Origin of the sequence: Lutimonas halocynthiae (assembly GCF_030409835.1) — a bacterium.
Lineage (GTDB): Bacteria > Bacteroidota > Bacteroidia > Flavobacteriales > Flavobacteriaceae > Lutimonas > Lutimonas halocynthiae.
The window spans coordinates 237,088-262,056 of sequence record NZ_JAUFQO010000012.1; the positions used below are offsets into that span (position 1 = coordinate 237,088).

22 protein-coding genes are annotated in these 24,969 nt (G+C 36.5%); 14 read left to right on the plus strand and 8 right to left on the minus strand.

The features are described from left to right. The first annotated feature begins 15 nt into the window (after nucleotides 1-15). From gap to QWY87_RS12645, 3 genes are all read left to right on the plus strand, one after another. Nucleotides 16-1,011, plus strand: a complete 996-nt coding sequence (gap, locus tag QWY87_RS12635) for a type I glyceraldehyde-3-phosphate dehydrogenase (protein WP_290291728.1) — start codon at nucleotides 16-18, stop codon at nucleotides 1,009-1,011. Nucleotides 1,012-1,274: 263 nt separating this feature from the next. Then, entirely contained in the window at nucleotides 1,275-2,480 is a 1,206-nt protein-coding gene (locus QWY87_RS12640) for a 6-phosphofructokinase (protein WP_290291731.1), read from the plus strand. Nucleotides 2,481-2,669: 189 nt separating this feature from the next. Further along, on the plus strand, nucleotides 2,670-3,527 hold the full coding sequence (locus QWY87_RS12645; protein ID WP_290291733.1) for a hydroxymethylglutaryl-CoA lyase: 858 nt from the start codon (nucleotides 2,670-2,672) through the stop codon (nucleotides 3,525-3,527). Nucleotides 3,528-3,535: 8 nt separating this feature from the next. Here the strand turns inward: QWY87_RS12645 and ppgK are convergent, their stop codons facing one another. The 3 genes from ppgK to QWY87_RS12660 form a co-directional block, all read right to left on the minus strand. Beyond that, on the minus strand, nucleotides 3,536-4,276 hold the full coding sequence (gene ppgK, locus QWY87_RS12650) for a polyphosphate--glucose phosphotransferase (protein ID WP_290291736.1): 741 nt from the start codon (nucleotides 4,274-4,276) through the stop codon (nucleotides 3,536-3,538). 107 nt (nucleotides 4,277-4,383) lie between these two features. Beyond that, nucleotides 4,384-4,827 carry a hypothetical protein gene (locus tag QWY87_RS12655; RefSeq protein WP_290291739.1) on the minus strand — a complete coding sequence of 148 codons (444 nt, stop codon included), beginning with the start codon at nucleotides 4,825-4,827 and terminating at the stop codon, nucleotides 4,384-4,386. 202 nt (nucleotides 4,828-5,029) lie between these two features. Beyond that, nucleotides 5,030-5,464 (minus strand): methyltransferase family protein, encoded by a 435-nt coding sequence (locus QWY87_RS12660; protein WP_290291744.1) that lies wholly within the window; start codon nucleotides 5,462-5,464, stop codon nucleotides 5,030-5,032. A gap of 183 nt (nucleotides 5,465-5,647) precedes the next feature. On the opposite strand from QWY87_RS12660, the gene QWY87_RS12665 reads away from it, so the two are divergent. The 4 genes from QWY87_RS12665 (at nucleotide 5,648) to guaB (ending at nucleotide 9,423) form a co-directional block, all read left to right on the plus strand. Further along, a complete protein-coding gene (locus QWY87_RS12665) occupies nucleotides 5,648-6,796 on the plus strand; it encodes a putative porin (RefSeq protein ID WP_290291745.1) in 1,149 nt (382 codons plus the stop codon). A 50-nt stretch (nucleotides 6,797-6,846) separates the two neighbouring features. Further along, nucleotides 6,847-7,359, plus strand: coding sequence for an FMN-binding protein (locus QWY87_RS12670; RefSeq protein WP_290291748.1), 513 nt, complete (start codon nucleotides 6,847-6,849; stop codon nucleotides 7,357-7,359). 8 nt (nucleotides 7,360-7,367) lie between these two features. Then, nucleotides 7,368-7,886, plus strand: a complete 519-nt coding sequence (locus QWY87_RS12675) for an Aq_1264-related membrane protein (protein WP_290291749.1) — start codon at nucleotides 7,368-7,370, stop codon at nucleotides 7,884-7,886. A gap of 70 nt (nucleotides 7,887-7,956) precedes the next feature. Then, complete coding sequence (guaB, locus tag QWY87_RS12680) at nucleotides 7,957-9,423, plus strand: IMP dehydrogenase (RefSeq protein WP_290291753.1); 1,467 nt, start codon at nucleotides 7,957-7,959, stop codon at nucleotides 9,421-9,423. 126 nt (nucleotides 9,424-9,549) lie between these two features. On the opposite strand, the gene QWY87_RS12685 is transcribed toward guaB, so the two are convergent. Together QWY87_RS12685 and QWY87_RS12690 are read right to left on the minus strand one after the other, a co-directional pair. Then, entirely contained in the window at nucleotides 9,550-11,289 is a 1,740-nt protein-coding gene (locus tag QWY87_RS12685) for a DEAD/DEAH box helicase (RefSeq protein ID WP_290291755.1), read from the minus strand. Nucleotides 11,290-11,403: 114 nt separating this feature from the next. Then, nucleotides 11,404-12,822 carry a DUF4369 domain-containing protein gene (locus QWY87_RS12690; RefSeq protein WP_290291758.1) on the minus strand — a complete coding sequence of 473 codons (1,419 nt, stop codon included), beginning with the start codon at nucleotides 12,820-12,822 and terminating at the stop codon, nucleotides 11,404-11,406. A 217-nt stretch (nucleotides 12,823-13,039) separates the two neighbouring features. On the opposite strand from QWY87_RS12690, the gene QWY87_RS12695 reads away from it, so the two are divergent. Beyond that, complete coding sequence (locus QWY87_RS12695; RefSeq protein ID WP_290291759.1) at nucleotides 13,040-14,662, plus strand: ABC-F family ATP-binding cassette domain-containing protein; 1,623 nt, start codon at nucleotides 13,040-13,042, stop codon at nucleotides 14,660-14,662. Between the two features lie 32 nt (nucleotides 14,663-14,694). Here the strand turns inward: QWY87_RS12695 and xerD are convergent, their stop codons facing one another. Beyond that, nucleotides 14,695-15,591, minus strand: coding sequence for a site-specific tyrosine recombinase XerD (gene xerD / locus QWY87_RS12700; RefSeq protein ID WP_290291761.1), 897 nt, complete (start codon nucleotides 15,589-15,591; stop codon nucleotides 14,695-14,697). A gap of 151 nt (nucleotides 15,592-15,742) precedes the next feature. Here xerD and aroQ point away from each other — a divergent pair, with 151 nt between their 5' ends. Then, nucleotides 15,743-16,159: a type II 3-dehydroquinate dehydratase gene (aroQ, locus tag QWY87_RS12705; RefSeq protein WP_290291762.1), complete on the plus strand. Its 417-nt coding sequence runs from the start codon at nucleotides 15,743-15,745 to the stop codon at nucleotides 16,157-16,159. Nucleotides 16,160-16,268: 109 nt separating this feature from the next. Next, a complete protein-coding gene (locus QWY87_RS12710) occupies nucleotides 16,269-17,123 on the plus strand; it encodes an N-acetylglucosamine kinase (protein ID WP_290291763.1) in 855 nt (284 codons plus the stop codon). 27 nt (nucleotides 17,124-17,150) lie between these two features. On the opposite strand, the gene QWY87_RS12715 is transcribed toward QWY87_RS12710, so the two are convergent. Both QWY87_RS12715 and QWY87_RS12720 read right to left on the minus strand, forming a co-directional pair. Next, nucleotides 17,151-17,531 (minus strand): RidA family protein, encoded by a 381-nt coding sequence (locus tag QWY87_RS12715; RefSeq protein ID WP_290291766.1) that lies wholly within the window; start codon nucleotides 17,529-17,531, stop codon nucleotides 17,151-17,153. Between the two features lie 192 nt (nucleotides 17,532-17,723). Then, nucleotides 17,724-20,384: a putative LPS assembly protein LptD gene (locus tag QWY87_RS12720; RefSeq protein WP_290291768.1), complete on the minus strand. Its 2,661-nt coding sequence runs from the start codon at nucleotides 20,382-20,384 to the stop codon at nucleotides 17,724-17,726. 112 nt (nucleotides 20,385-20,496) lie between these two features. Here QWY87_RS12720 and QWY87_RS12725 point away from each other — a divergent pair, with 112 nt between their 5' ends. The 4 genes from QWY87_RS12725 (at nucleotide 20,497) to QWY87_RS12740 (ending at nucleotide 24,954) form a co-directional block, all read left to right on the plus strand. Beyond that, a complete protein-coding gene (locus QWY87_RS12725) occupies nucleotides 20,497-21,588 on the plus strand; it encodes an N-acetylmuramoyl-L-alanine amidase family protein (protein ID WP_290291770.1) in 1,092 nt (363 codons plus the stop codon). A 132-nt stretch (nucleotides 21,589-21,720) separates the two neighbouring features. Further along, nucleotides 21,721-22,677, plus strand: a complete 957-nt coding sequence (locus QWY87_RS12730; protein WP_290291773.1) for an MlaD family protein — start codon at nucleotides 21,721-21,723, stop codon at nucleotides 22,675-22,677. A gap of 110 nt (nucleotides 22,678-22,787) precedes the next feature. Continuing rightward, nucleotides 22,788-24,113 carry a 4Fe-4S dicluster domain-containing protein gene (locus QWY87_RS12735; protein ID WP_290291775.1) on the plus strand — a complete coding sequence of 442 codons (1,326 nt, stop codon included), beginning with the start codon at nucleotides 22,788-22,790 and terminating at the stop codon, nucleotides 24,111-24,113. 61 nt (nucleotides 24,114-24,174) lie between these two features. Continuing rightward, nucleotides 24,175-24,954, plus strand: a complete 780-nt coding sequence (locus QWY87_RS12740; RefSeq protein WP_435389539.1) for a (Fe-S)-binding protein — start codon at nucleotides 24,175-24,177, stop codon at nucleotides 24,952-24,954. Nucleotides 24,955-24,969 lie beyond the last annotated feature (15 nt).

Genomic DNA, 24,969 nt, shown 5'->3' on the forward strand with positions numbered 1-24,969 from the left:
TAAAATAATTACGAAATGATTAAAATCGGAATTAACGGATTCGGAAGAATAGGAAGACTTGCTTTCAGAGTCGCGGCACAAAGAGAAAATGTACAAGTTGTCGGTATCAATGATCTATTGGACGTTGATTATTTGGCATATATGTTAAAGTATGATTCCGTACACGGAAGATTTGACGGAACTGTTGAAGTAAAAGATGGTAAACTAATTGTAAACGGTAAGGAAGTTAGAATTTCTGCTGAGCGTAACCCTGAAGACCTTAAATGGGATGAGATCGGTGCTGAGTATGTAATTGATGCAACAGGTATTTTTACTACAAAGGAAAAAGCAGGTTTACATTTAAAGGCAGGAGCTAAGAAAGTTGTTATTTCTGCTCCATCTGCTGATGCACCTATGTATGTAATGGGAGTGAATCATAAAGAGCTAACTGCTGAAGAAAATATCTTTTCAAATGCTTCATGTACTACAAACTGTTTGGCGCCTATAGCCAAAGTGCTTCATGACAATTTTGAGATTACCGATGGTTTGATGACTACTATTCATGCAACTACGGCAACTCAAAAAACGGTTGACGGTCCTTCTTTGAAAGACTGGAGAGGTGGTAGAGCTGCCCTTCATAATATTATTCCTTCATCTACAGGTGCAGCTAAAGCAGTAGGTAAAGTTATCCCATCATTAAATGGTAAACTTACTGGTATGTCATTCAGAGTTCCAACTATGGATGTTTCTGTAGTTGATCTTACAGTGAACCTAGGGAAGTCTGTTTCTTATGAAGAAGTTTGTAAGGCAATGAAAGATGCTTCTGAAGGCGAATTAAAAGGAATTTTAGGATATACTGAAGAATTGGTAGTATCTCAGGATTTTGTTGGTGAAACAAGAACTTCGGTTTTTGATGCTAAAGCAGGAATTGCTTTGACAGATACTTTTGTAAAAGTTGTGTCTTGGTATGATAATGAGTATGGTTATTCTACAAAAATTGTAGACCTTCTAGAATATTCTGCTTCTTTATAAGCATTAGAAAATATATTTTTAAAAAGCTACTTCAACAGAAGTAGCTTTTTTTTTGCTTCTATCTCAAGATTTTAGCTTTAATACGCATTCCTAAAAGGGCTTAACTTTCCTAATAATTGTCATAATTTTTGCAAAATGTTTTCTTAACTTTAACCATAGTTAAAAATTGATCTGAGTATTTCTTTTATAAATATCTGAAATTCAGTTTTGAAAATTTGAATTTCAAAGGATCATTATGTTCATTAATTTCTAAAATTTGTTTTATGGCTCATACAAAAAAAATAAGAGGGATCATCGCTATTCTAACTGGTGGTGGTGATGTACCTGGTCTTAACCCGGCAATTCGTGCAATTACCATACGCGCAAATCGTGAAGGATTTAAAGTAATTGGTTTGCGCAGAGGTTGGGCAGGAATAACTGAATTGATTCGGGATAAAAAGGCGGATAACAGTAAAAGTTTTATGCTATTGACCAATGATATTGTAAATAAGGCAGGTAGAACAGGAGGGACGTTTTTACATTCTTCTCGAACAAAACCAAGTAAGATGCCTAAAGCAAATGTTCCTGAGCATTTAAAGGATTCTTATAACGAGGAAGTTAATGACCTTACCCCAGAAGTGATCAAGAATTTAGAATGGCTTGGTGTAGATTTTTTGATTCCAATTGGAGGTGATGACACTTTAAGTTATGGCGTTAGGTTATATAAAGAAGGTGTGAAAGTAGTTGCTATTCCAAAAACCATGGATAATGATGTGCCTGGTACTGATTATTGCATTGGTTTTAGTACCTGCGTGACAAGAACGATTCATATGACCAATAACCTCAGAACTTCAGCCGGGTCTCACGAAAGGATACTTGTGATGGAAGTTTTCGGAAGATATGCCGGATTTACGGCCATGTTACCTGCTATGGCGGGCGCTGCAAATCGCTGCGTAATTCCTGAACATGAATTTGACATTCCCCATTTGACAGAACTATTGGTACAGGACAGAAACAATAACCCTAGTAAGTATTCGGTGGTACTCGTTTCAGAGGGAGCCATGTTTAAAGGCGGGGAAATGATGTTTCAAAATTCAGAAAAAGACATGTTTGGTCACGCCAAATTAGGCGGGATAGGTGATGTGGTCTCTGCCGAAATGAAAAATTTAACCGCTAGTTTTAACAAAGGAAAAACCATCAATATTATCAACCAAAAATTAGGCTATTTGGTTCGCGGTGGCGATCCGGATGCGGTTGACTCTATTGTACCCATGGCTTTTGGTAACCTGGCTCTGGATCTTATCCTGGGAGGATTCCATGGTAGATTGGTCGTATTGAAAAACGGAAGGTACGACGATGTACCTCTGGATGTCGTTACCAATTCCAAAAAAATCGTCAATGTGGAGAAATATTATAATATTGAAAGACTAAGACCTCATTATAACCGCTTCGAGATGAAACCAATGTTCCTTATGGCTGCTGATAGTTAATTGATCTCTGATCACCTCAGTTCCGATCACCTCGGAGGTGAGGTGATCGGAACTGAGGTGATCAGATGATAGCCAAGGGTTCGGAGGTGAAGGGTTCACTTGCGAACCCTTCACCTCCGAACCCTTCGCAAATTAAAATTAAGGAAGCTTGGGAACTGCTATTGGTCATTATTATCTATATTTGATTTGATGAGTCGAATCAAAATTATTGAATGCCCGCGAGATGCCATGCAAGGCATTAAAAGCCATTTTATCCCTACTGCGGATAAGGTCAGGTATATCAATGCCTTGTTAAAAGTAGGATTTGACACCATTGATTTTGGAAGTTTTGTATCGCCAAAGGCCATTCCGCAGATGCGGGATACAGCTGAAGTATTGTCGATGCTTGATCTTGACAATACAGATTCAAAACTACTTGCTATTGTTGCCAATGTGAGAGGTGCAAATGATGCTTGTCAATTTGATCAAATAGATTATTTAGGCTACCCTTTTTCTATTTCGGAAAACTTTCAAATGAGAAATACGGGTAAAACCATTGCGCAATCATTAGTTACTTTAGAGGGAATCATGAAGCTTGCCAATACGCACAAAAAAGAAGTAGTGGCTTATTTATCGATGGGCTTTGGAAATCCTTATGGTGACCCTTGGAATATTGATATCGTTGGAGAGTGGACTGCTACTTTGGCTAATCTTGGGATTAAAATCTTGTCTTTATCAGATACAATTGGGGTGGCCGATGGAAAAACAATCAGTTACTTGTTTGAAAACCTGATACCCATGTATCCAGAAATTGAATTTGGAGCACATATGCATACAAATCCTGAAGGCTGGCATGAGAAGGTAAGTGCTGCATTCGATGCAGGGTGTAATAGATTTGATGGTGCTATCAAAGGCTTTGGCGGATGTCCTATGGCTAAGGATGAACTGACGGGGAATATGCCTACAGAAAAATTACTATCTTTTTTTACGGCTAGAAAAGAGAATTCAGGAATCAATCCATTGCGGTTTGAAACTGCTTATAATGAAGCTATGAAAGTATTTGGTTGAGTTAAAGCTTAGCCCACTTCGTCAAAAGCGCCAACAGCAGCTCCGATAATTCCAGCTTCATTTTTGTTTTCTGCAGGAATCATTTTGGTTCGGATATCAATCTGATCTTGAAATCTATCGATCTTTTTACTTGCACCACCACCGATGATAAATAAATCTGGTGAAAGAATCAATTCGATATGTTGAAAGTATTTGTTTAGGCGTTTACCCCATTTTTGGTAGCTCAAGTCTTCCTTCTTTCTGATAGAATCAGCAGCATATTTTTCAAAAGGCTCTCCTTTATAAACAACATGGCCCAACTCTGAATTAGGAATAAGCACGCCATTAAAAAACAATCCACTTCCAATTCCGGTTCCCAGGGTGATTACTGCAACAAGGCCGTCTTTTCCCTTACCTGCTCCAAAATGCATTTCAGCTTCCGCCGCAGCATCAGCATCATTAATCACTGTAAACTCAAGACCAGTAACACTTTTAAAAAGCTCATCAGCTTGAACTCCTTTCCAGTCTCTATGGAGATTTCCTCCACTAAGGCATTTGCCATGAAAAAGAGGCGTAGGAAAACCTGCGCCAACTTCACCTTTCCAATTAAAATGATCTACAATTTGATGAACGGTTTTAGCAACTTCTACAGGTAGTGCAGGCCGTGGAGTAGGGAGTCTGAATTTTTCAGTCTTTAATTCACCAGTTGTTGTGTCAACTATTGCTCCTTTAATACCGGTTCCACCAATATCGATACCTAAAATTTGCATAAAACAAGGCTTTTTAATGAATCTCAAACTTAAGAATTATATTCTAAAATAAACAAAAACAGCTCTGCGAATTTCGCAGAGCTGCCTCAAATTATAGTATAGTAATCTTATAAGTGAATACCTACACCTAGACCTCCGGAAAAAGCGCTTCCGCCTCCGATTTCTAAGATCAGACCCCAAGTTTCATTAAATTTATACTCACCACCTGCGTGAATATTAAAACTGAAATTGTCATTACCATCTATCACAAATCCGGCTCCTGCACCACCCCAAATATCCCAAGGTTCGGCTAATTTAAAGATTCTGTCAAAGTAATAATCGGCTCTGGCTCCTATGGCAAATTGTGAATCGTCTCCAAACCAGATTCTGGCTTCTGGAGATACTGTGATATCAGGATGAACCTGGAATTCATAAAAAGCCCCAAGGCTTGAATTATCGCCAAATTTAACAAAGGCATTCAAGGCATTTCCGTGATTTTCCTGCGCAGAAACGCTGCTCCCAATAGCAAAAAACAAAACAATCACTATTAAAAAAGTCTTCATATTTTTCATAATAAATTAATTTTTATACTCGGTAAATGTATTGAATTTTGTAATAATTGAGGTATGAAAAAATAGAATATTTTGGTAGCATATTCTTCGCAAATTTTAAAGAACAATGCGCCCTATTAGTACCTCTCAAAGATTAATGAATCTTCGGAGTGCAAGTCAGAATTTACCAAATACAGGAGAACAGGATTAGCAGGAAAAAACTTCAAAAAATAAAAGGGAACAATCTGTAGGATTTTTCTTTGTACTCATTATAACTCGAACCGAATTTTTGAGATAAATATTTTTCTTCAAGTATTATTTTATAAAGTAATACGATGATTAAAATGACAAAAACAGATATGTGAACAATATCCAAGGTTTGAAATACCGTCGCTCCAAAAAAGAGAATCAAACCAGAATACATAGGATTTCTGAGCACTTTATATGGTCCTTTTGTAATGAGTCGGGCCTCTTTTTTTACTTCAGGCTGTATGTTGAAGCGGCCAATTCCCATCACAAATACTGACCACAATGCCAGGGAAAGCCCTATCATTTGTATGATCAAAAAAATACCGTTCCCCAGATTTTTTGTAAATAAAACGAGATAGAGCAGGCAAGAGAATTGAATAATTACTAACAGTTTTGATAGGCTAGACATGGGGTAAATATACATATAAATCAGGATCATTTTCAGTCTGAAAGGTATATAAACATGACATTTGTCATCTTATTTAAAATTATTCTAAATAAGCCTTTGCCGATTAAATATTTCCCTTTACATTTGCCTTAGATATATCTAATTTATAATTAATCTAAATAAGAATAAGTTAAATTTTACCGAATGAAATTCAAATTATTAGTTGCTTTTGTACTGTTAACATTTGCGACTTATGCACAACAGGATAGTCAACAAGACTCGCTTAGAGTTTTAAATAGATTAGGATATAATAACCCAAGTAAATTAACTCTCGGGGGATACGCACAAATAGATTATAACGAACCAGATGGTGCAGCACCTGGGAAGTTAGATGTTCATCGACTCGTATTGCTTTTTGGTTACAAATTCAGTGATAAAGTAAGTTTTTTAACAGAAATTGAGCTTGAACATGTGAAAGAGGTTTATGTTGAACAGGCTTTTGTGAACTACAGTTTTAGTACTGCATTTAATGTGCGTGGTGGATTGATGTTAGTACCAATGGGTTATGTTAACGAATACCATGAACCACCTGTTTTTTATGGTGTTGAACGACCAGGTCTTGATAAGTATATCGTTCCTACAACTTGGCGAGAGCTGGGAATTGGAGCAACAGGTAACTTACAAAATGCCTCATTAAAGTATCAGGCTTATATTTTTAACGGATTTATCTCATATAAAGATGGAGAAGGAACACTGAGAGGTGTTGATGGATTGAGAAAAGGACGTCAAAAAGGGGCAGAATCAGTGATTCACAACCCTAACCTTTCTATAAAACTTGATTATTACGGTATACTAGGCTTAAAAGTTGGTGTAGCAGGATACTTTGGTGAGACCCAATCAGATGACCCAAGCGTTGAAGGTTCAACAGTTGGTGTTACTATGCTAGGATTGAATGCTTCTTACAACTACAGAAACTTAGGATTTAGAGGTCAATTTATTTATACAAGTTTATCTGGTACAGAAGATTATAACAATTTAACGGGAAAGGACCTGGGATCTGAGTTAAACGGATTATACGTAGAAGCAGCATATAATTTTTTACCGCTTATAAGCAAGAAATCAACAAAGGCTTTAAACATTTTTTCTCGTTATGAAATGTATGATACACATGCCGCCACTGAAGGTGATTTAGAGCGGAATGCTGCCTTTGACAGAAATAATATAACCTTAGGACTTGATTTTAAAATTGCCCCGGGTGTTGCGATAAAAACCGATTATCAATGGTTTAACGATGCTGTTGAAGGATCTAATCCAGATAACATGTTTAATGCCGGAATCGGTGTAATGTTCTAAAAATACTATCTTTGCGCTTTCTTCCAAATTAGGGGAGAAGCGCATTTTATATGAAGCTTTTTATTTACATACTGACAATTATTAGTTTGCTGTCACCAGCTGACATTCCAAAAAACTATCTCAAAAAGATAGATAAGGAAGTGTTAATGGTGTTTGACATTAAGGCCTATGACAAAATGCCCATGATTATTGAAGCATCCGTATTAAGTCAAATGAGTAATGATTTTGATGCAGATGGGTTTTTTAAGATCATCGATGGTGAAAACCATATTGGATATTTTTATTTTGGTAAAGCACCTAGTAAGGCTGATGATTTTGACTATGTGGTGATTTTTGATGAAGCACTAATTATTAAGAAAATAAAAATACTGGCCTATCGTGAAGATTATGGGGGAGAAATTAGCAGCAAGCGATGGTTAAGGCAGTTTGATGGCACTGACAGGGAAACTACATTAAAATATGGAAAAGACATCATAGGGATCTCAGGTGCAACCATTTCTGCCGTATCGATGTGCAAAGAAGTTAACTGCCTTTTAAAGGATCTTTCAAAATTACCCTTATAATTTTAGATATGGATTTGAGAGGTACTATTGGTCAGATGTCTTTACAATTTAGAATTTTTGTGATCTGCTTTGTGCTCTTGCTCAATGTTGGGTTTTTTACAGGCTTTAATTTCGTCCGGGTAACCACTTCACTTAATGCAGAGGGTATTGAACAAAATTACCTCGGCAATGAAGAAGATGAAGAAGCCGAAATCATGCATTTTAAAAAATCAGAACAAGAAGTATTAACCCTTGTGCATAACCATATTTTGTCATTATCCTTAATTTTCTTTGTGCTTGGGGTGTTACTATATATGACCAAGGTGAACTCAAAAACGAAGGCCTTCTTAATGTTTGAGCCTTTTGTTTCGTTGTTGTTAACTTTTGGAGGGATTTATATATTATGGAAAGGGCTGACCTGGTTCAAGTACGTTATTATGATCTCAGGGAGCTTGATGGTTTTCTCTTTGCTTTTAATGAGTGTGCTCATTATTAAGGATTGCCTTATCCCTTTAAAAGAAAAAGGTTCTCAAGAGAAAATGCTTTAATTGATCTTTGGTTTTTTCTATCCAATTTAAAGTCGTAAATTTGCACGCAATTAAATTCTAATTGCGTTCTATGACTACTCCCAAAATTTTACTTGAAGGACTTACTTACGATGATGTACTATTGGTACCCGCTTATTCAGAAGTTTTACCTCGTGAAGTAAGCATTCAAACCAAATTCACAAAAAATATTACGATCAATTCTCCAATCATATCCGCTGCCATGGATACGGTGACTGAATCAGCTATGGCCATAGCAATGGCTCGTGAAGGCGGGATAGGTATTTTGCATAAAAACATGACCATCGCCAAGCAAGCTGAAGAGGTTAAAAAAGTGAAACGATCAGAATCAGGGATGATAATCGATCCAATTACGCTGACCAAAGACAAAACAGTGGCTCATGCCAAGTCTTTAATGACTAAGTACAAGATTGGAGGCATACCAGTTGTTAATGAAGCAGGAGAGCTTATAGGGATCATTACGAATCGTGATTTGCGTTTCGAGAACAACAATGACAGAAAGATTTACGAAGTGATGACTTCTGAGAATTTGATCACGGCTAAAGAAGGAACTTCTTTAAAGCAAGCTGAAATGATTCTTCAGGATCATAAAATTGAAAAATTACCTGTTGTTAGTCCAGAAGGATTATTAGTAGGATTGATTACTTATCGAGATATCATCAAAGTTAGTGAGAATCCACAAGCCAATAAAGATACCTATGGAAGGTTACGAGTTGCCGCTGCAATAGGGGTTACCGGAGATTCTATGGAGCGAGCAGAAGGACTTATTAATGAGGGAGTTGATGCCTTGGTAATTGATACGGCACATGGTCATAGCAAAGGAGTTGCGCTTGTTTTAAAAGAGATCAAAGCAAAATACCCTCAAACGGATATCATCGTTGGAAATATAGCAACAGGTAATGCCGCAAAGTTTTTGGTTGAAGCCGGAGCCGATGCCGTTAAAGTAGGAATAGGGCCAGGTTCTATTTGTACGACACGAGTTGTTGCTGGAGTTGGATTTCCACAGTTATCTGCTGTCATGGAAGTAGCTGCTGCGATAAAAGGAACAGGCGTACCGGTAATTGCTGATGGTGGTATCAGGTATACAGGGGATATTCCAAAAGCTATTGCCGCTGGTGCGGATACCGTAATGTTAGGATCATTACTTGCAGGAACAAAAGAGTCGCCAGGTGAGACCATTATATTTGAAGGAAGAAAATTCAAATCATACCGTGGAATGGGATCGATTGAAGCCATGCAGAAAGGTTCAAAAGACCGTTATTTCCAGGATGTAGAGGACGATGTTAAAAAATTAGTTCCAGAAGGAATTGTAGGGCGCGTACCTTATAAAGGAGAAGTTTATGAAACCATGCACCAGTTTTTGGGAGGTCTAAAGGCAGGAATGGGGTATTGTGGCAGTAAAGATATTGAGGCACATAAGAATGCTAACTTTGTAAGAATTACTTCTTCAGGGATTTCTGAAAGCCATCCTCATAATGTAACCATTACTAAGGAGGCACCTAATTACTCAAGAAGGTAGTAACAAAAATACTTGAGCGGTATTTTATATCGCAACAAGACAAAATGTAAAAAGGTTGAAAGTTTGATCTCAATGAGCTCACTTTCAACCTTTTTTGTTGATATATTCTATGCAATGGGTTTGGTATTAACGCCTTTTACGTCTACCACCACTTTCAGCTGGACTTTTTCTTCTTGGTTTGTAATCATCATTTTTCTTAAATTTCGAATCTTTTCTACCAAATCCACCTTTATCAGACGATCGACGTCTTCCGCCTCCGCCTCCTTTAGGCTTAGAAGTTACTTCAACAATAACGCTTCTATCATTGAAATCTGCACCATTCATTTTTTCTAAAACATCAGGTGAAAAATTCTTGTCTATTTCGAAAAATGAGAAACTCTTTAAAATTTCAATTTGACCTATCTCTACGTCTCTTTTTCTTAAACACTCATTAATAAAACCAATTAAACGGGCAGGAGTAAGGTTGTCCATTTTCCCTTGGTTGATATAAAAACGAGTTAATGACTCATCTCCAGATCTTCTTCTGTCATTAGGAGCGTCACTGTTATTTAAATCTCTAGCATCTTTATAGTAAGAAAGGAACTGGTTAAATTCAATAGAGACAAATTTTTTGATCAATTCTTCCCTGTCAAGTTCATGAAGTTTTTCATAGATATCCGGAAGGTAATCCTTTATATCCTTTTCATTAACTTCAATATCATGGATCTTATCGATCAATTTATACAATTGCACCTCACAGATCTCTTTTCCGTTAGGAACCTGTTTCTGAACAAATTGCTTCTGAATTTTTCTTTCTATTGGTTTAAGTTTATTGCGTTCTTTACTTGTAATGATCGCGACTGAAATACCTTTTTTTCCAGCTCTCCCGGTTCTTCCACTTCTATGTGTGTAGTTTTCAGTCTGATCAGGTAATTTGTAATTGATTACATGCGTCAGGTCATTTACATCCAAACCTCTGGCTGCAACATCTGTTGCAACAAGAATTTGAAGGTGCTTAGTTCTGAATTTCTGCATAACCAAGTCACGTTGCGCCTGAGATAGATCACCGTGTAATGCATCAGCACTATATCCGTCATCGATCAGTTTTTCAGCAATTTCTTTTGTTTCTCTTCTTGTTCTACAGAAAACGATAGAGTAAATATCAGGATTTACATCAGCAATTCTTTTTAAAGCAGGGTAACGATTTCTATCTGTCACCTGAAAAAATTCATGCTCAACGCTATCAGCTCCAACATTTTTTTGGCCTGCTGACATTTCAATAGGCTTGTTCATATAGTTTCTTGCTATGGCTTCAACCTCTCTAGGGAAGGTAGCAGAAAACAATAATGTTTGTTTTGTTTTAGGGGTGCTTTCAAGAATCTTATCCAATTCTTCTTTGAAACCCATGTTAAGCATTTCATCAGCCTCATCTAAGACCAACCACTGAATACTTTCTAAGTTTAAAACCCTTCTTTTGATCAAATCTAAGGTTCTTCCGGGCGTACCCACAACAATATGTACACCTCTTTTTAAAGGCCTGATTTGCTCTTCAATATTGGCACCTCCATAAACCGCAATAGTTTTTAGACTGTTTATGTTTTTAGAAAATTCATTGACATTTTTTGCGATCTGAATCGCCAGTTCTCTTGTAGGAGAAAGGATGATAGCCTGAGTGTTTTTGTTTGAAGTATCAATTTGCTCAAGAATTGGTAAACTAAATGCAGCAGTTTTACCGGTTCCTGTTTGGGCAAAAGCTTTTAAATCATCTTTTGAACCTAAAATTTGTGGAATGGCTAACTTCTGAATTTCTGTGGGTTGTTCATAACCTAATTCGATTAATGAATCAACAATTGCCTGGCTCAAGCCAAGCTCTTTAAATATCGACATATATTTTATTTGCAAAACTTTATCTATTTGTAAAGCTCTGGTTTGCAAATAAATAGTCCGTTTTATGTTAAGAGTTTGCAAAAATAAGACTAATTTACTGAAGTATGCTATAAATTAGTGTTTATTAATGCTTTTCAAATAGTAGTTTAGGTTACTGTCAAGGAAGAACACATAGCCATTTTCAACCTTTCCTTCATTATTGACAATTATAGTTCTTGCCATATCACCTTCATACCAATCATAAGATTCAGAATCTTTGGCTAGTTTAAACTGACTGCCTTCAGGTAGTTTTTTTGAGCTAACAAATTTTTTCCATTCTTCATCAGTTTTGTTTCTTTCTATGCCGATAAAAACAACTTCAGGGTGGTGCTTTTCTAAATAATGGAGCTTTTCTTTTAATAACTCTATTCTTCCTAATTCTGTAGGCCAGAAATAGATCACTGCATTTGAATCCTTGATCAGTTTATTGATTTCAACTTCAGAATTATCTACGCCATAAGCGGTAAGGGTTGGAAAATCCTCTCCGCAAGCAATCTTTTCTTTTTGGGCAATGGATTTTTTTAATTCTGCTTTATATGCTTCATCACTGCAATTTTCAAAGAAATAGGCATATACTTTATCAGTTTCTTCTTTTGAGAGGTTTTTATTCGATAAAGAGCCCCAAACACCTTTGGCCAAAAGAGAATTTTTAAAATCTTCAACATGAATCCTGTTATCAACCACTTTCATGAATTCGAGTTCAAAGATCCTGTTCTCCGGATCTTTCATTTTCTCATCATGGGCCAGGTTATATAAAAAATTATTAATAAAGGCCAAGTTCCAACTATAATCCAATAAGGATTCGTCATTGAGTTCTATCAATTTTCTGTAGTCATAAAAATCATCACTAAGCTCAGGAGCTTTATCAAGACCCAAGGCTTTTTTATGGTTGTATGCATATCTTTCTTTATAAAAAAAGAAGGGAACATAAATACCCGTTTTCACCAATTTATCAAAAAATTCAGAAGGTGCCTCTTCTTCATTAGATAGAAAGTGGTTATATGCTTCGAGTTCTTTTTTAATGCCTTGGTCAATCACTTCCGAAAATTCGGCTTCATTTAGTTTATAATTGTGCTTGAAATCTTTTTCAACTTTTTCTTGTTCCAGATATAGATTAATCAAATAATTATTTTTTGCACTTCCCTTACCACTAAAGATTAATGATTCATCAAAATCCCAGGTATTTAGATACAAGAGAAGACTGTCTTTAGGTTCAAGGTATAAGTATTGAAATTCTGCTCCGTGTTTAAATGTATATAGACCGAGCTCAAGGGAGTCAATTTTAAAAGAAAATTTGTGATGATCATTGATTTTGGCAGAATCAAGTATTTTCTTGCCTTTGGTCAAATACACAAATTTATCTTTCGGGTTTTTAATTTTACCAGCAAAATAAGTATATCCCTTTTCCTCCTTGTTGTCACAACTGGAAAAAGTGAATAGTAAGAAAAGCAGCGAAAGCAATGAGATAGGCTGCGAAAAGTAACTTTTTTTCAAATAAATTATTTTAGACATGATAGACAAATGTACTAATATACCTCAGGTGCTCTTGTTAATGTGATGTTAAAAATTAGAGAGAAAAAGGTTAAAAAAATTAACGTAAAGCCAAAGATTCCATACTGTTTTTAACAGTCTTAAGAGCTAAAATAATATGATATGTTAAGTCAATATATCTGACTAAATTACTTAGTTTTGCAAAAAAAAATAAAAACACATGTTAACTGTATCCAATTTATCCGTGCAATTCGGGAAAAGAATTTTGTTTGATGAGGTGAATACCAAATTCACGCATGGCAATTGTTATGGTATTATTGGCGCTAACGGGTCTGGAAAATCTACTTTTTTAAAAATAATTTCAGGTGATATGGATCCAACTTCTGGTTCAGTGCATCTGGAAAAGGGGAAAAGAATGTCTGTGCTTTCACAGGATCACTTCGCTTATAATGAATACCCAGTGCTAGAAACGGTGATGATGGGGAACAAGCCACTTTATGAATTGAAAAAGCGTCTGGATGAAGTATATGCAAAACCAGATTTTTCAGAAGAAGACGGTGTCTTAGCCGGTGAATTAGGTGCTGATTTTGAAGAAATGGGTGGCTGGACAGCTGAAAGTGAGGCGGCAAATTTATTATCCTCTTTAGGTATTGCAGAAGATATGCATTATACAAATATGGCTGATCTTGATGGAAAGTCTAAGGTAAGGGTGCTTATTGCACAGGCTTTGTTTGGATCTCCTGATTTGTTAATCATGGATGAGCCTACTAATGATCTTGATTTTGAAACAATTGGCTGGTTAGAGAACTTCTTAGCTAATTTTGATAATACGGTAATCGTTGTGTCGCATGACCGTCACTTTTTGGATGCGGTGTGTACGAATATTTCGGATATTGATTTTGGGAAAATAAATCAGTATTCAGGAAATTATACTTTCTGGTATGAATCTAGTCAGTTAGCAGCCAAACAAAGAGCGCAGCAGAATAAAAAGGCTGAGGATAAGAAAAAAGAATTAGAAGAATTTATCAGAAGATTTTCTGCGAATGTTGCCAAATCTAAACAGGCAACCAGTAGAAAAAAAATGATTGAAAAATTAAATATTTCGGATATTAAACCTTCAAGCAGAAGGTATCCAGCCATAATATTTGATCAGGAACGTGAGGCGGGAGATCAAATTCTTCACGTTGAGAATTTGTCAAAAAGTTTCGAAGGAGAATTGCTATTTGATAAGATCAATTTAAACCTTACCAAAGGAGATAAAATTGTATTGTTATCCAAAGCATCAAGAGCTGCAACCGCATTTTATGAGATTATCTCTGGAAGTGCCGAGCCGGATTCCGGAGACTATAAATGGGGTGTGACTACAACTCAAGGATATCTGCCTCTAGAAAATGCACCTTTTTTTAAGAACGATCTCAGTCTGGTTGATTGGTTGAGACAATATGCAAAAACAGAAGAAGAAAGAGAAGAAGTACAGATCAGAGGGTTTCTTGGTAAAATGATTTTTAGCGGTGATGAAGCCCTTAAAAAGAGTAATGTACTTTCTGGAGGAGAAAAAGTGAGGTGTATGTTGTCAAGAATGATGATGAAAAGGGCTAATGTTCTTTTAATCGATGAGCCAACAAACCACCTTGATCTAGAATCTATTCAAGCTTTTAACAATGCCTTGGTTAACTTTAAAGGAACAGTGATATTTTCAACACATGATCATGAGTTTGCTCAGACTGTAGCCAACAGGATCGTCGAGATCACGCCAAAAGGGGTTATTGACAGGTATATGACCTTTGATGAATACCTGGAGAATGATACGATAAAGGAACTGAGAGAAAAAATGTATTCTTAATAGTACACGGCTTCTCTTTATTTAATGTTGTATTATTTTCGGGGATGGTATTTTTCAACCACCTGTTTCAAGTGGCTTTTGTCTAGATGCATGTAGATCTCAGTGGTCGTGATACTTTCATGTCCTAACATTTGTTGTATGGCTCTTAAATCAGCACCATTTTCAAGAAGGTGGGTAGCGAAAGAATGCCGGAGCGTATGTGGGCTCACTGTTTTGTGTATACCAGCTTTCTCTGTCAAATCTTTTAATATCATAAAAACCATATTACGGCTAATTTGTTTGCCTCTTCTATTCAAAAAGATGGTGTCTTCATGACCTTTTTGAATTTTGATTCTTGAACGGATGAGGTTCTTGTAATTTTCGATGAGTTTGATCATATATGAATTGATAGGTACAAATCGTTGTTTGTTTCCTTTACCAATCACCCTGATGAATCCTTCCTCAAAAAAAAGATCAGAAATTTTCAATTGAATCATCTCAGTTACACGAAGCCCGCAGCTATATAAAGTTTCTATCATGGCCCTGTTGCGTTCGCCCTCAGGCTTGCTTAAATCAATTTGAGAAATGATCTCATTGATTTCATTTTCTGACAAGGTATCGGGTAATTTTCTTCCTATTTTCGGCGCTTCAAGCAGGTCTGTGGGGTTTTCTTTCCGGTAATCTTCAAATATTAAATAGTCAAAGAAGTTGCGCAGACCTGAAATCATCCTGGCTTGTGACCTGGGAGCAATAATCTTTGCATTGCTGTAAACAAACCTTTCAAGAATGTCTGAAGTGATTTTGTCTGGTGAAATGGTAAGTTCATTTTCATTCAGAAATTTTGTCAACTTCAGAATGTCTTGACTATACGCACTGATAGAGTTCTCTGAGAGCCCCCTTTCAATCTTTAAAAAGTACTGATAATCTTTTATAGCATCTTTCCAAGTCATGGTTTTAAGTGTGTAGATTGATCAATATTCATGCGAATTTCGTAAGCTAATTGTAAAATTATGCTATTTTTGGCAACAGGTACCAATTATTCTTTGTTTCTGATTACAGTCATGTAAGAAAGTTAATACAAAGTTCTAAAATAAGTTATTCATGAAGATAATCATTATCAACGGCCCGAATTTAAATTTACTCGGTAAACGTGAACCTGAAATTTATGGGAGCAATTCCTTTGAGGATTATTTTAGACAATTGCAATCTCAATTTAAAGACATTGAATTGACCTATTTTCAGTCAAATATTGAAGGCGAGCTTATTGATAAGATACATGAAACAGGATTTTCATATGACGGGATAATCTTGAATGCTGCAGCCTATACACATACCTCTGTGGGCATAGGAGATGCGGTAAAAGGCGTGGAGACTCCAGTAGTTGAGGTACATATTTCGAATGTGTATGAGAGGGAGTCTTTTCGACATACTTCGTATATCGCGCCCAACGTAAAAGGTATTATTGCAGGCTTTGGATTGCAGAGCTATGAACTTGCCATTCGTTCATATATCAAGTAAATTCAACGAAAACGATATCGTATTATTTTGTTAACTTTTTGATAATATATAATAAATATCAGTTAATATTGAATAGCATTTTTTATTTTTACATTTCAAATTTTCACACATGATATTAGTAGCAGATAGTGGTTCAACCAAAACGAATTGGATTGCGATTAACGACAAGGGAGAGACACATTTCAAAATCGATACAGATGGATTAAACCCTGCGGTATTCTCAAGAGAAACACTTTATGATAGGGTGATTACGAAAAAGGAGCTTTTTGAGATTAAGGAAGATGTTAAAGAGATCTACTTTTATGGTGCCGGGTGTGGAACAAAAAAGGCTGCTGATTATTTGAAAGCACTTTTTGAAGATATTTTTACCAATGCATACATAGAGATTTATGAAGACACGATTGCTGCTGTAAAGTCATTGCAGACTGATACGCCAGGTGTTGTATGTATTTTAGGAACAGGATCTAATTGTAGTTATTTTGATGGTAAAGAAACGCATCAGAAAATAGTTTCTTTAGGCTATATGCTTATGGATTCTGCCAGTGGAAATTTTTATGGGAAGCAAATTATAAAAGACCATGCTTATGGCACAATGCCGAAAGATTTAGCAAAAAAATTCGAATCTGAGTACGATTTATCGCCAGATACAATTAAAACTAATCTTTATAAAAAAGACAATCCGAATACTTACCTCGCAAGCGTTGGAAGATTTTTGATCGAAAATAAGTCAAGTGATTATGCTCAAAAAATCATTAAAGACGGGATAAGATTTTTTGTAGAAAATCAAATTATGCAATTTGAGGAATGTAAAAACGTACCTGTTTATTTCGTAGGGTCAATTGCTCATTTTCTTCATGATGAAATCGTAGATGTATTAGGTGAGTACGACCTGACTTTAGGTAAAATCGTTAGACACCCAATTGTTACACTTGCTGCTTATCACGCTTCTAAAGTCTCAAAATAAGCGTTGTTTAAGATTTATTAAGTCAGCTTATTTTCTGGCCAATACTGAGATTTCAACATTTACGTCTTTTGGTAATCTGGCCACTTCAACAGTTTCACGAGCAGGAGCGGTTGCCTCATCGAAAAATGAGCCATATACCTCATTTATTTTTTGAAAGTCATTCATGTCTTTAATAAAGATGCTGGTTTTTAATACGTTTTGAAAATCCATTCCAGCTGCTTTTAAAACTGCTCCAATATTATGCATAACCTGTTTCGTTTCCATTGTAATATCGCCAGATATCAGCTCACCAGTTGCAGGGTCTATGGCAATTTGTCCTGAAGTATACAAGGTGTCATCAAACACTACGGCTTGTGAATATGGCCCGATAGGTGCCGGTGCGTTGTGAGTTTCGATTATTTTTTTCATAAGTAAATTTTAAAGCTTTGTAAATTTAGTGATAATTTTCTCGCGAGCCGCTCGGAGGTGAGGTGATCGGAGGTGAGGTGATGGGAGGTGAGGTGATGAGATGTGAAGGGTTCACTTGCGAACCCTTCGGAGGTGAAGGCTTCACCTCCGAGCGGCTCGCTATGAAGCGGCTCGCTATAAAACGCTTCGAGATTAAAACAAGGCTCTATCCGGGACTTTTCGTTGGTCGTATTTCAAGTCACTAAGCGGTCCTGATTTGATACCGATAAAGAAGTAGTAGGTAGCTCGGTCTCCAAACGGGACCCAGTTAAAACTAAAGCGCCAGCTGTCTAAGTCTCGCTCAAACCTTAGCTGGGTATAGGTAATACCGCTGCTTTCAAAATCATAACCCGAGGATACGCCAACTCTCCATTTTGGAGAAAATTCTAGGTTTCCGGAAATTTGTACAGAATTAGCCGTAATTTCATTTTGTGCCCGAGTATTATTATAGGTAAGTGAATACCTGACTCTAAGATCCCAGGGCATTTCAGTTTTATACAGGGTTGTTTTTTTAACTTTTTCTTCGTCAGTATTGACATTTTGGTTTCTGTTTGTCAGGCTTTCGCCAAACATACTCGGGCCATTATCAGCGTTGACTCCTCCAGATCCTGATCCGCTACCGCCTTTTGCATCTTTCCCAATATCCTTGCTCGTAATCGAATAATTGGCTGTTAAATTTGCATTGGTAAAACGCAACAAACTACCACCATTATTGATATTGTAAATACCTATTCTAGATCCGTTAGCATTCAATGCATAGGGGTCAAAGGAGGCGTTTAAATTGATTCCCAATTTGTTCTTAAGTATTTGGGTACCAGCTGTCATTCTCAATGGGCTCCAGTGTAATGAGTCAGCAGCTATATTATAACTTGTTGATAAGTTCAGGTTGTTTAAGATCTTTATTTTTCGAGGTTCATCATCATCCGGATCTTTCGAAGCAACTTTGGCTTCAAGTGTATTGTTTAAAGACATTCCTATTGAGCTGGAAAGCCCTTTTGAAGGCGTGCCGTAAATTCCATTTTGAAAGCGGGTATATTCTCTGATGTCTTCAGGGTCAATACTGGCTTGATATTCGTCATAATAATTACTAAAATCAGGTCGGTAACTATAAGAAACGGAAGGCCGCATTACATGCCTTAAGGCCTGTATCTTACCTTTTTTAAAGTTTAACATTCCATATACGGTAGTACTGGCAGAAATACCAGCTGAATATTCTCTATAGCTGTCAAACCCACTAATGGTATCCGTAACGACCTCATTAATTGTATCATCCCAATATTTATCGATGGTCTTAAAATACCAGACATCTCTATATACAACAGTTGGTGCAAGGCTTATAAATTTTAATGCTTTGGCATTGGTACTCATTGACACATCGTGCCTTACTCCAGATTGTGCTTCATCAAACATTTTGGCTGTACCAAACTCTTCATCGGTAGTTGAAATCCTGTTTTGAGCATTCATTGCATAGGTGACACCAATGTTTTGCAGTGAATTCTTTTTAGATCCTACTTTCGGAGCGAAAGGGTAAATCCTATCCATGTTTACTACCAATGATGGTAGGTTCATGTCAATGCGCTCTGTATTTGTATTCTGGGTGTGGGTCATCGATGCATTCATATTGAATGGTGTACCCACGAATTTTTTATAGTAAGAAACTGAAGAGGCAAAAGTATTGGTTAGGTAATAAGGTGAACTAGATTCGTTAATAGATTCCTGAAAAAAGCTACTACTACCAAAATTTACGGAAGCCGAGAATCTTGAATTTGGATTCGAAGTTGCCGATTGACTATGCGTCCAACGAATAAAGAAATTAGTTGATTTGCTATAATCAGGAAAACCTTTTTGACTGTTGATCAGGTTTTCATATCTAAAACTAAAATTACCTGTAAATTTATATCTTAGATTGTAATTGGATTCTGCCCTCAAACCCCAGCTACCATTGGTATATATATCCCCCAGGATTGCCAAGTCAAAATAATCGTTTACAGCAAAATAATATCCACCGTTTTGTAAAAAGTAGCCCTGATTGTTATTTTGACCCCAGACTGGAATAATAAAACCAGAAGCCCTTCCACTAGTAAGTGGCGAATAAAAGAAGGGTAAGACCAAAGGAGTTGGCACATCCGAAATAACAAGGTTACTCACTCCTCCTACAATTTTACTGTCTGGTACAATTTTGATATTATTGGTTTGCACGTAATAGTCAGGTTTTTCTTTTTGGGAGGTGGTAAACCGGGCTCTGTTGATGTAAAAGGTGCTGTCATTTTCCTTTTTTGAAATATCACCGGTGATAATCATGCCTTGTTGCTCTGTTCTTGAATTATAGATCAGCGCCTTTTCATTCTGGAAGTTATAAATCAATGAATCTTGTGTAGAAGCTTGGTCACCCTGCTGAAATTGAGGTCTTTGGATGTAAACACCAGCCGTGTCATAAATACCAGTAGCAATGGCAAGACTGTTTTTATAATCGATAATGATCTTCCCGGCTTTAAGCTCTATATCTTTGTAATATAATTCGGCTTCGTCATAAAGTGTAGCCTTTTGATTGACAAAATCATTTGAAAGATAATCTTTAGATCTATGAATAATATTGTCTTCAAGATATTCTTGTGTTACGGCCACACTGTCTGTTTTGCTAGTGTCTATAGCCGTTAGGGAAGGATTCGCAGGTTCTAAAATCCTTAAACTGTCAGTACTTTTTATATTGTCTTCGGCACTGTCTTTATCTTGTACTATCTGACTAAAAGCCGCTTGATTTACAAAACAAAAAAATAAGGTAAAGAAAAGTAAGTATCTTAAATTTGTATACAATGCTATAAATAGTATTTTTGTAAAAAAATGTCAATTTTTTTAAAGTTACAAACTTACATATATTTTTTCAGTGGTATTAACATAAAAATGAAAAACTAGAAGGATAATGAGCATGATGAAATTAGAAAAAAAAAGAGAATTTACTTCGATATTAACCCTCGTGTTGTTTGTTTTGACAATGACCCTTGGTATGTCGGAATCCTATGCGCAGGATAAATTTGTAGTTGTGCTTGATGCGGGTCATGGAGGAAAGGATCCAGGAAAGGCCGCAAAGAAATATTACGAGAAAGACATTGCCTTAAGCGTTGTGCTCAAGTTAGGTAAGAAACTTGAGTCTCTTGAAGATGTCGAGGTTATTTACACAAGAAAGACAGATGTTTTTTTAGACTTGAAGGAAAGAGGCCGTATAGCCAATGAAGCAGATGCAGATTTGTTTTTGTCTATTCATTGTAATGCTTTTCATACACAGGCCTATGGTACAGAGACATATGTATTAGGACTGCACGCAAACAAACAAAATTTTGAGGTGGCCAAACTCGAGAATTCTGTAATCTTCCTGGAGGATAATTATGAGGAGAAGTATGAAGGTTTTGATCCGAATTCGCCAGAAGCAGTTATAGGGATGACTTTGATGCAAGAGGAATTTCTTGATCAGAGTTTGACATTGGCGAGTAAAATACAAACCAACTTTAGGGATGATCTTAAAAGAAAAGACAGAGGGGTGAAGCAGGCTGGTTTTGTGGTGCTGCACCAAACTTATATGCCAAGTGTATTGATAGAAACTGGTTTTATAACAAATACTGATGAAGGAGCTTTTTTAAATTCTAATAGTGGTCAGGATAAGGTTTCGGGTGCTATTTTTACAGCGATTAAGGCTTATAAGAAAAATATAGACGAGAATTTGGTTGTCGAAGAAAAGCCTTTAGTTAAGGAAGCGGAAAATGTTTATCCCGGTATTGATTTTAAGGTTCAAATCGCTTCAGGAAATAAGAAGCTGGAAACAAAATCATATAATTTCAAAGGATTAAAAGGAGTAGAGCGAGGTAAAATAGGAAGTAGTTATAAGTATTATTATGGCAAGAGTTCCGATTTTGACCAAATAGTGAAGTTGCAGAGCGAGGCGAGGAAAGCTGGATTCAAAACAGCTTTTGTGGTTGCTTTTAAAGGAAACGAACGGATTAAGGTATCTGATGTTATTAATTAGTGACTTTAAAATAAAGGCTTGCTAAAAGCGTTGGAAAGTGGGTGTGTCTGTATTATTTGATTCAAAAGAAAAGAAGAAGGCTGGCCTAAGCAAAAAAATAATGAGTAATATTGTTTAACTAAGAGCACTATTTTGACTGTATCAAGAGAACTTAAAACCGGAGTTATTGCGGTAATTATTATTGTCCTATCAATTTGGGGGTATAACTTCATGAAGAATAGAAGTTTATACGACAAAACAAGAACTTTTTATGCGGAATATACCAATGTACAAGGTTTGGCGCCAAAAAGTGCGATTACCATTAATGGATTAAAAGTAGGAACGGTTTCTGAAATTACATTTCATCCAGAAAAAAAAGGGGTTTTAGTGGCACATTTGAATTTAAGCAATGACATTGAATTCTCGGTTAACAGTGTAGCTCAAATATATAGTCCTGATTTTATTAGTGGAAAATCTCTTAAAATAAATATTGCGATTGATGAAGGAGACATGGCTGTTAGTGGTGATACGCTGGTTGGCGAGGTGGATTCTGGAATAATGAGTATGATCAACGAACAAATTGCTCCCTTGCAATCTAAGGTTGAGAGTTTTGTTGTGCATACAGATTCTGTGATGCAAAACATCAATAAGGTGATGGATGCTGAGAATCAAAAAAATATTAAAGCATCTCTTCAAAGTATGAATACCATACTTAGCAATTTTAAAAGGACAGCTCATAATTTAGAACAAATGACCAATGAAGGAGGTCAGATCGATAGTATCTTGATGGGTGCCAACAAAACTGTTCATAATTTTGCGCAAATATCTGATTCAATTCAGGCTGTAAATATTGGTGCTACGGTAGCCGAATTACAGCATTCTCTTGAAAGCTTCAATGTTATTTTGGACAGCGTTAGCGCTGGTAAAGGAACCCTGGGTAAACTTATGCAGGATGAAGCGCTCTATGACAACTTAACAAACTCATCTAAAGAGTTAGAAGAGTTGCTGAAAGAGGTGAAAGAACACCCAAAAAGATTTGTGCACTTATCAGTCTTTGGGAAGAAGGAAAAACCTTATGAAGAGCCCATTGAAGAGCCCATAAAAGAGTAGTTAATAACTATTTATAATTTTGTATTTCTTCCTGTTTGATTATCTTTACTTTTAAATGCTGTTGAAGCAAGGTGTGCTTCAATGTTAAAGCAATGTATAGATAGCTTACTATGTCTTATTTACCGAATATTTTATTTGCCATTCTGTTGCTTGCAGGGATAGGTTTCTTTGTGAAAAACATAAGGAAATTGAGCCGTAATATTGGCCTGGGAAAAGATATTGACAGAACTGACCAAAGCGCCGAACGTTGGGCTAATATGGGAAGAATTGCTCTTGGCCAGTCAAAAATGGTGAAACGACCTGTTGCAGGTTTACTTCATATTATAGTCTATGTAGGTTTTGTGATTATCAACATTGAGGTGCTTGAAATCATTATTGATGGCCTGTTCGGGACGCATAGAGTTTTTGCTTTTGCAGGAGGTTTCTATGACTTTTTAATAGGGTCATTTGAGATTTTGGCGTTTTTGGTTTTGGTTTCAGTGATTATTTTCTGGATTAGAAGAATGATTTTAAAGATTCCGAGGTTTTGGAACAAAGAAATGACCAAATGGCCAAAGAATGATGCCTTGTATATTTTGTACTTTGAAGTGGTATTGATGAGTTTGTTTTTATTGATGAATGCTTCAGATTATGCCTTGCAGCAGATGGGGGCGATACATTATGCTGACGCCGGAAGTTTTCCGATAAGTCAATTTATAGCAGCATGGTTACCACAAAATGAACTAACCCTTTTTTATATTGAACGCGGATCCTGGTGGTTGCACATCACGGGTATATTGGTATTTTTAAATTATTTATACTATTCAAAACACTTGCATATTCTACTTGCCTTTCCCAATACATTTTATGCCAATTTATGGCCAGAAGGTCGGTTTGATAATTTGGCTTCGGTAACAAAAGAAGTCAAGCTGATGATGGATCCGGATGCTGACCCATATGCCGAACCAGAAGGAGGAGATGAAGCTATTGAAAAATTTGGCGCCAGTGATGTGATTGATTTGAATTGGGTCCAGTTGATGAATGCTTACACTTGTACAGAGTGTGGAAGGTGTACTTCGGTTTGCCCGGCGAATCAGACAGGAAAAGAGTTGTCACCCAGAGCCATTATGATGAAGACCAGAGATCGTCTGGAGGAGGTTGGCACTTATATCGATGAAAAAGGAGAAGCTGATTTCAGAGAGAATGGAGATGGGAAATCATTATTGGATACTATTTCTGCTGAAGAAATTTGGGCCTGCACAAGTTGTAACGCCTGTGTTACCGAATGTCCGATCAGTATAGATCCTTTATCAATCATCATTGATCTTAGAAGAAATCTTGTGATGGAAAATTCAGCGGCACCTCAGGAATTGAACCTGATGATGACCAATGTTGAAAATAATGGCGCACCATGGCAGTACAACCAAATGGACAGGCTGAACTGGAAGGATGAGTAAGAATGGTTAAATTAAAGTTTAACCAGAAACAGAAATTTTAAAATATTTAAATTAAATTAGTATGGTAATACCAACAATGGCTGAGAAAATGGCTGAAGGAAAACCTCCAGAGGTTTTGTTTTGGGTTGGTTGTGCAGGAAGTTTTGATGACAGGGCCAAAAAGATCACCAAGGCTTTTGCCAAAATTTTGATTGAAGCCAAAGTGGATTTTGCCGTATTAGGAACTGAAGAAAGTTGTACCGGTGATCCTGCTAAAAGAGCTGGAAACGAATTTGTTTTTCAGATGCAGGCCATGACAAATATAGAAGTATTGAATGCTTATGAGGTTAAAAAGATCGTAACGACTTGCCCTCATTGTTTTAATACTTTAAAAAACGAGTATCCTGAATTAGGAGGAAATTATGAGGTTATGCACCATACGCAATTCCTTAAAACACTTCTTGAAGAAGGTAAAATAAGCATAGAAGGTGGAAAGTATGCCGGAAAGCGCATCACATTTCATGACCCTTGTTATTTAGGAAGGGCTAATGACATTTACGAAGCTCCAAGAGAACTGATCAGAAAACTGGAGGTAGAGTTGGTAGAAATGAAAAGATGTAAATCGAATGGTCTTTGTTGTGGGGCAGGAGGGGCTCAGATGTTTAAAGATGCTGAAAAAGGTGAGAAAGAAATATTTGTAGAAAGAACTGAGGAGGCAATTGAAACCAAACCAGACTTTATCGCCACAGGTTGTCCGTTTTGCAATACCATGATGACCGATGGAATAAAGAATAAAGAACAAGAGAAGAGTATACAAGTTTTGGATATTGCCGAATTAGTGGCCAATGCCAAAGACTTATAAAATTTGTACAATTAG

What these genes read in the sequence shown, in the direction of transcription:
- gap (WP_290291728.1), top strand. Translation starts at nt 16, where the DNA reads ATGATTAAAATCGGAATTAACGGATTCGGAAGAATAGGAAGACTTGCT.
- QWY87_RS12640 (WP_290291731.1), top strand. Translation starts at nt 1,275, where the DNA reads ATGGCTCATACAAAAAAAATAAGAGGGATCATCGCTATTCTAACTGGT.
- QWY87_RS12645 (WP_290291733.1), top strand. Translation starts at nt 2,670, where the DNA reads ATGAGTCGAATCAAAATTATTGAATGCCCGCGAGATGCCATGCAAGGC.
- ppgK (WP_290291736.1), bottom strand. Translation starts at nt 4,276, where the DNA reads ATGCAAATTTTAGGTATCGATATTGGTGGAACCGGTATTAAAGGAGCA.
- QWY87_RS12655 (WP_290291739.1), bottom strand. Translation starts at nt 4,827, where the DNA reads ATGAAAAATATGAAGACTTTTTTAATAGTGATTGTTTTGTTTTTTGCT.
- QWY87_RS12660 (WP_290291744.1), bottom strand. Translation starts at nt 5,464, where the DNA reads ATGTCTAGCCTATCAAAACTGTTAGTAATTATTCAATTCTCTTGCCTG.
- QWY87_RS12665 (WP_290291745.1), top strand. Translation starts at nt 5,648, where the DNA reads ATGAAATTCAAATTATTAGTTGCTTTTGTACTGTTAACATTTGCGACT.
- QWY87_RS12670 (WP_290291748.1), top strand. Translation starts at nt 6,847, where the DNA reads ATGAAGCTTTTTATTTACATACTGACAATTATTAGTTTGCTGTCACCA.
- QWY87_RS12675 (WP_290291749.1), top strand. Translation starts at nt 7,368, where the DNA reads ATGGATTTGAGAGGTACTATTGGTCAGATGTCTTTACAATTTAGAATT.
- guaB (WP_290291753.1), top strand. Translation starts at nt 7,957, where the DNA reads ATGACTACTCCCAAAATTTTACTTGAAGGACTTACTTACGATGATGTA.
- QWY87_RS12685 (WP_290291755.1), bottom strand. Translation starts at nt 11,289, where the DNA reads ATGTCGATATTTAAAGAGCTTGGCTTGAGCCAGGCAATTGTTGATTCA.
- QWY87_RS12695 (WP_290291759.1), top strand. Translation starts at nt 13,040, where the DNA reads ATGTTAACTGTATCCAATTTATCCGTGCAATTCGGGAAAAGAATTTTG.
- xerD (WP_290291761.1), bottom strand. Translation starts at nt 15,591, where the DNA reads ATGACTTGGAAAGATGCTATAAAAGATTATCAGTACTTTTTAAAGATT.
- aroQ (WP_290291762.1), top strand. Translation starts at nt 15,743, where the DNA reads ATGAAGATAATCATTATCAACGGCCCGAATTTAAATTTACTCGGTAAA.
- QWY87_RS12710 (WP_290291763.1), top strand. Translation starts at nt 16,269, where the DNA reads ATGATATTAGTAGCAGATAGTGGTTCAACCAAAACGAATTGGATTGCG.
- QWY87_RS12715 (WP_290291766.1), bottom strand. Translation starts at nt 17,531, where the DNA reads ATGAAAAAAATAATCGAAACTCACAACGCACCGGCACCTATCGGGCCA.
- QWY87_RS12725 (WP_290291770.1), top strand. Translation starts at nt 20,497, where the DNA reads ATGATGAAATTAGAAAAAAAAAGAGAATTTACTTCGATATTAACCCTC.
- QWY87_RS12735 (WP_290291775.1), top strand. Translation starts at nt 22,788, where the DNA reads ATGTCTTATTTACCGAATATTTTATTTGCCATTCTGTTGCTTGCAGGG.
- QWY87_RS12740 (WP_435389539.1), top strand. Translation starts at nt 24,175, where the DNA reads ATGGTAATACCAACAATGGCTGAGAAAATGGCTGAAGGAAAACCTCCA.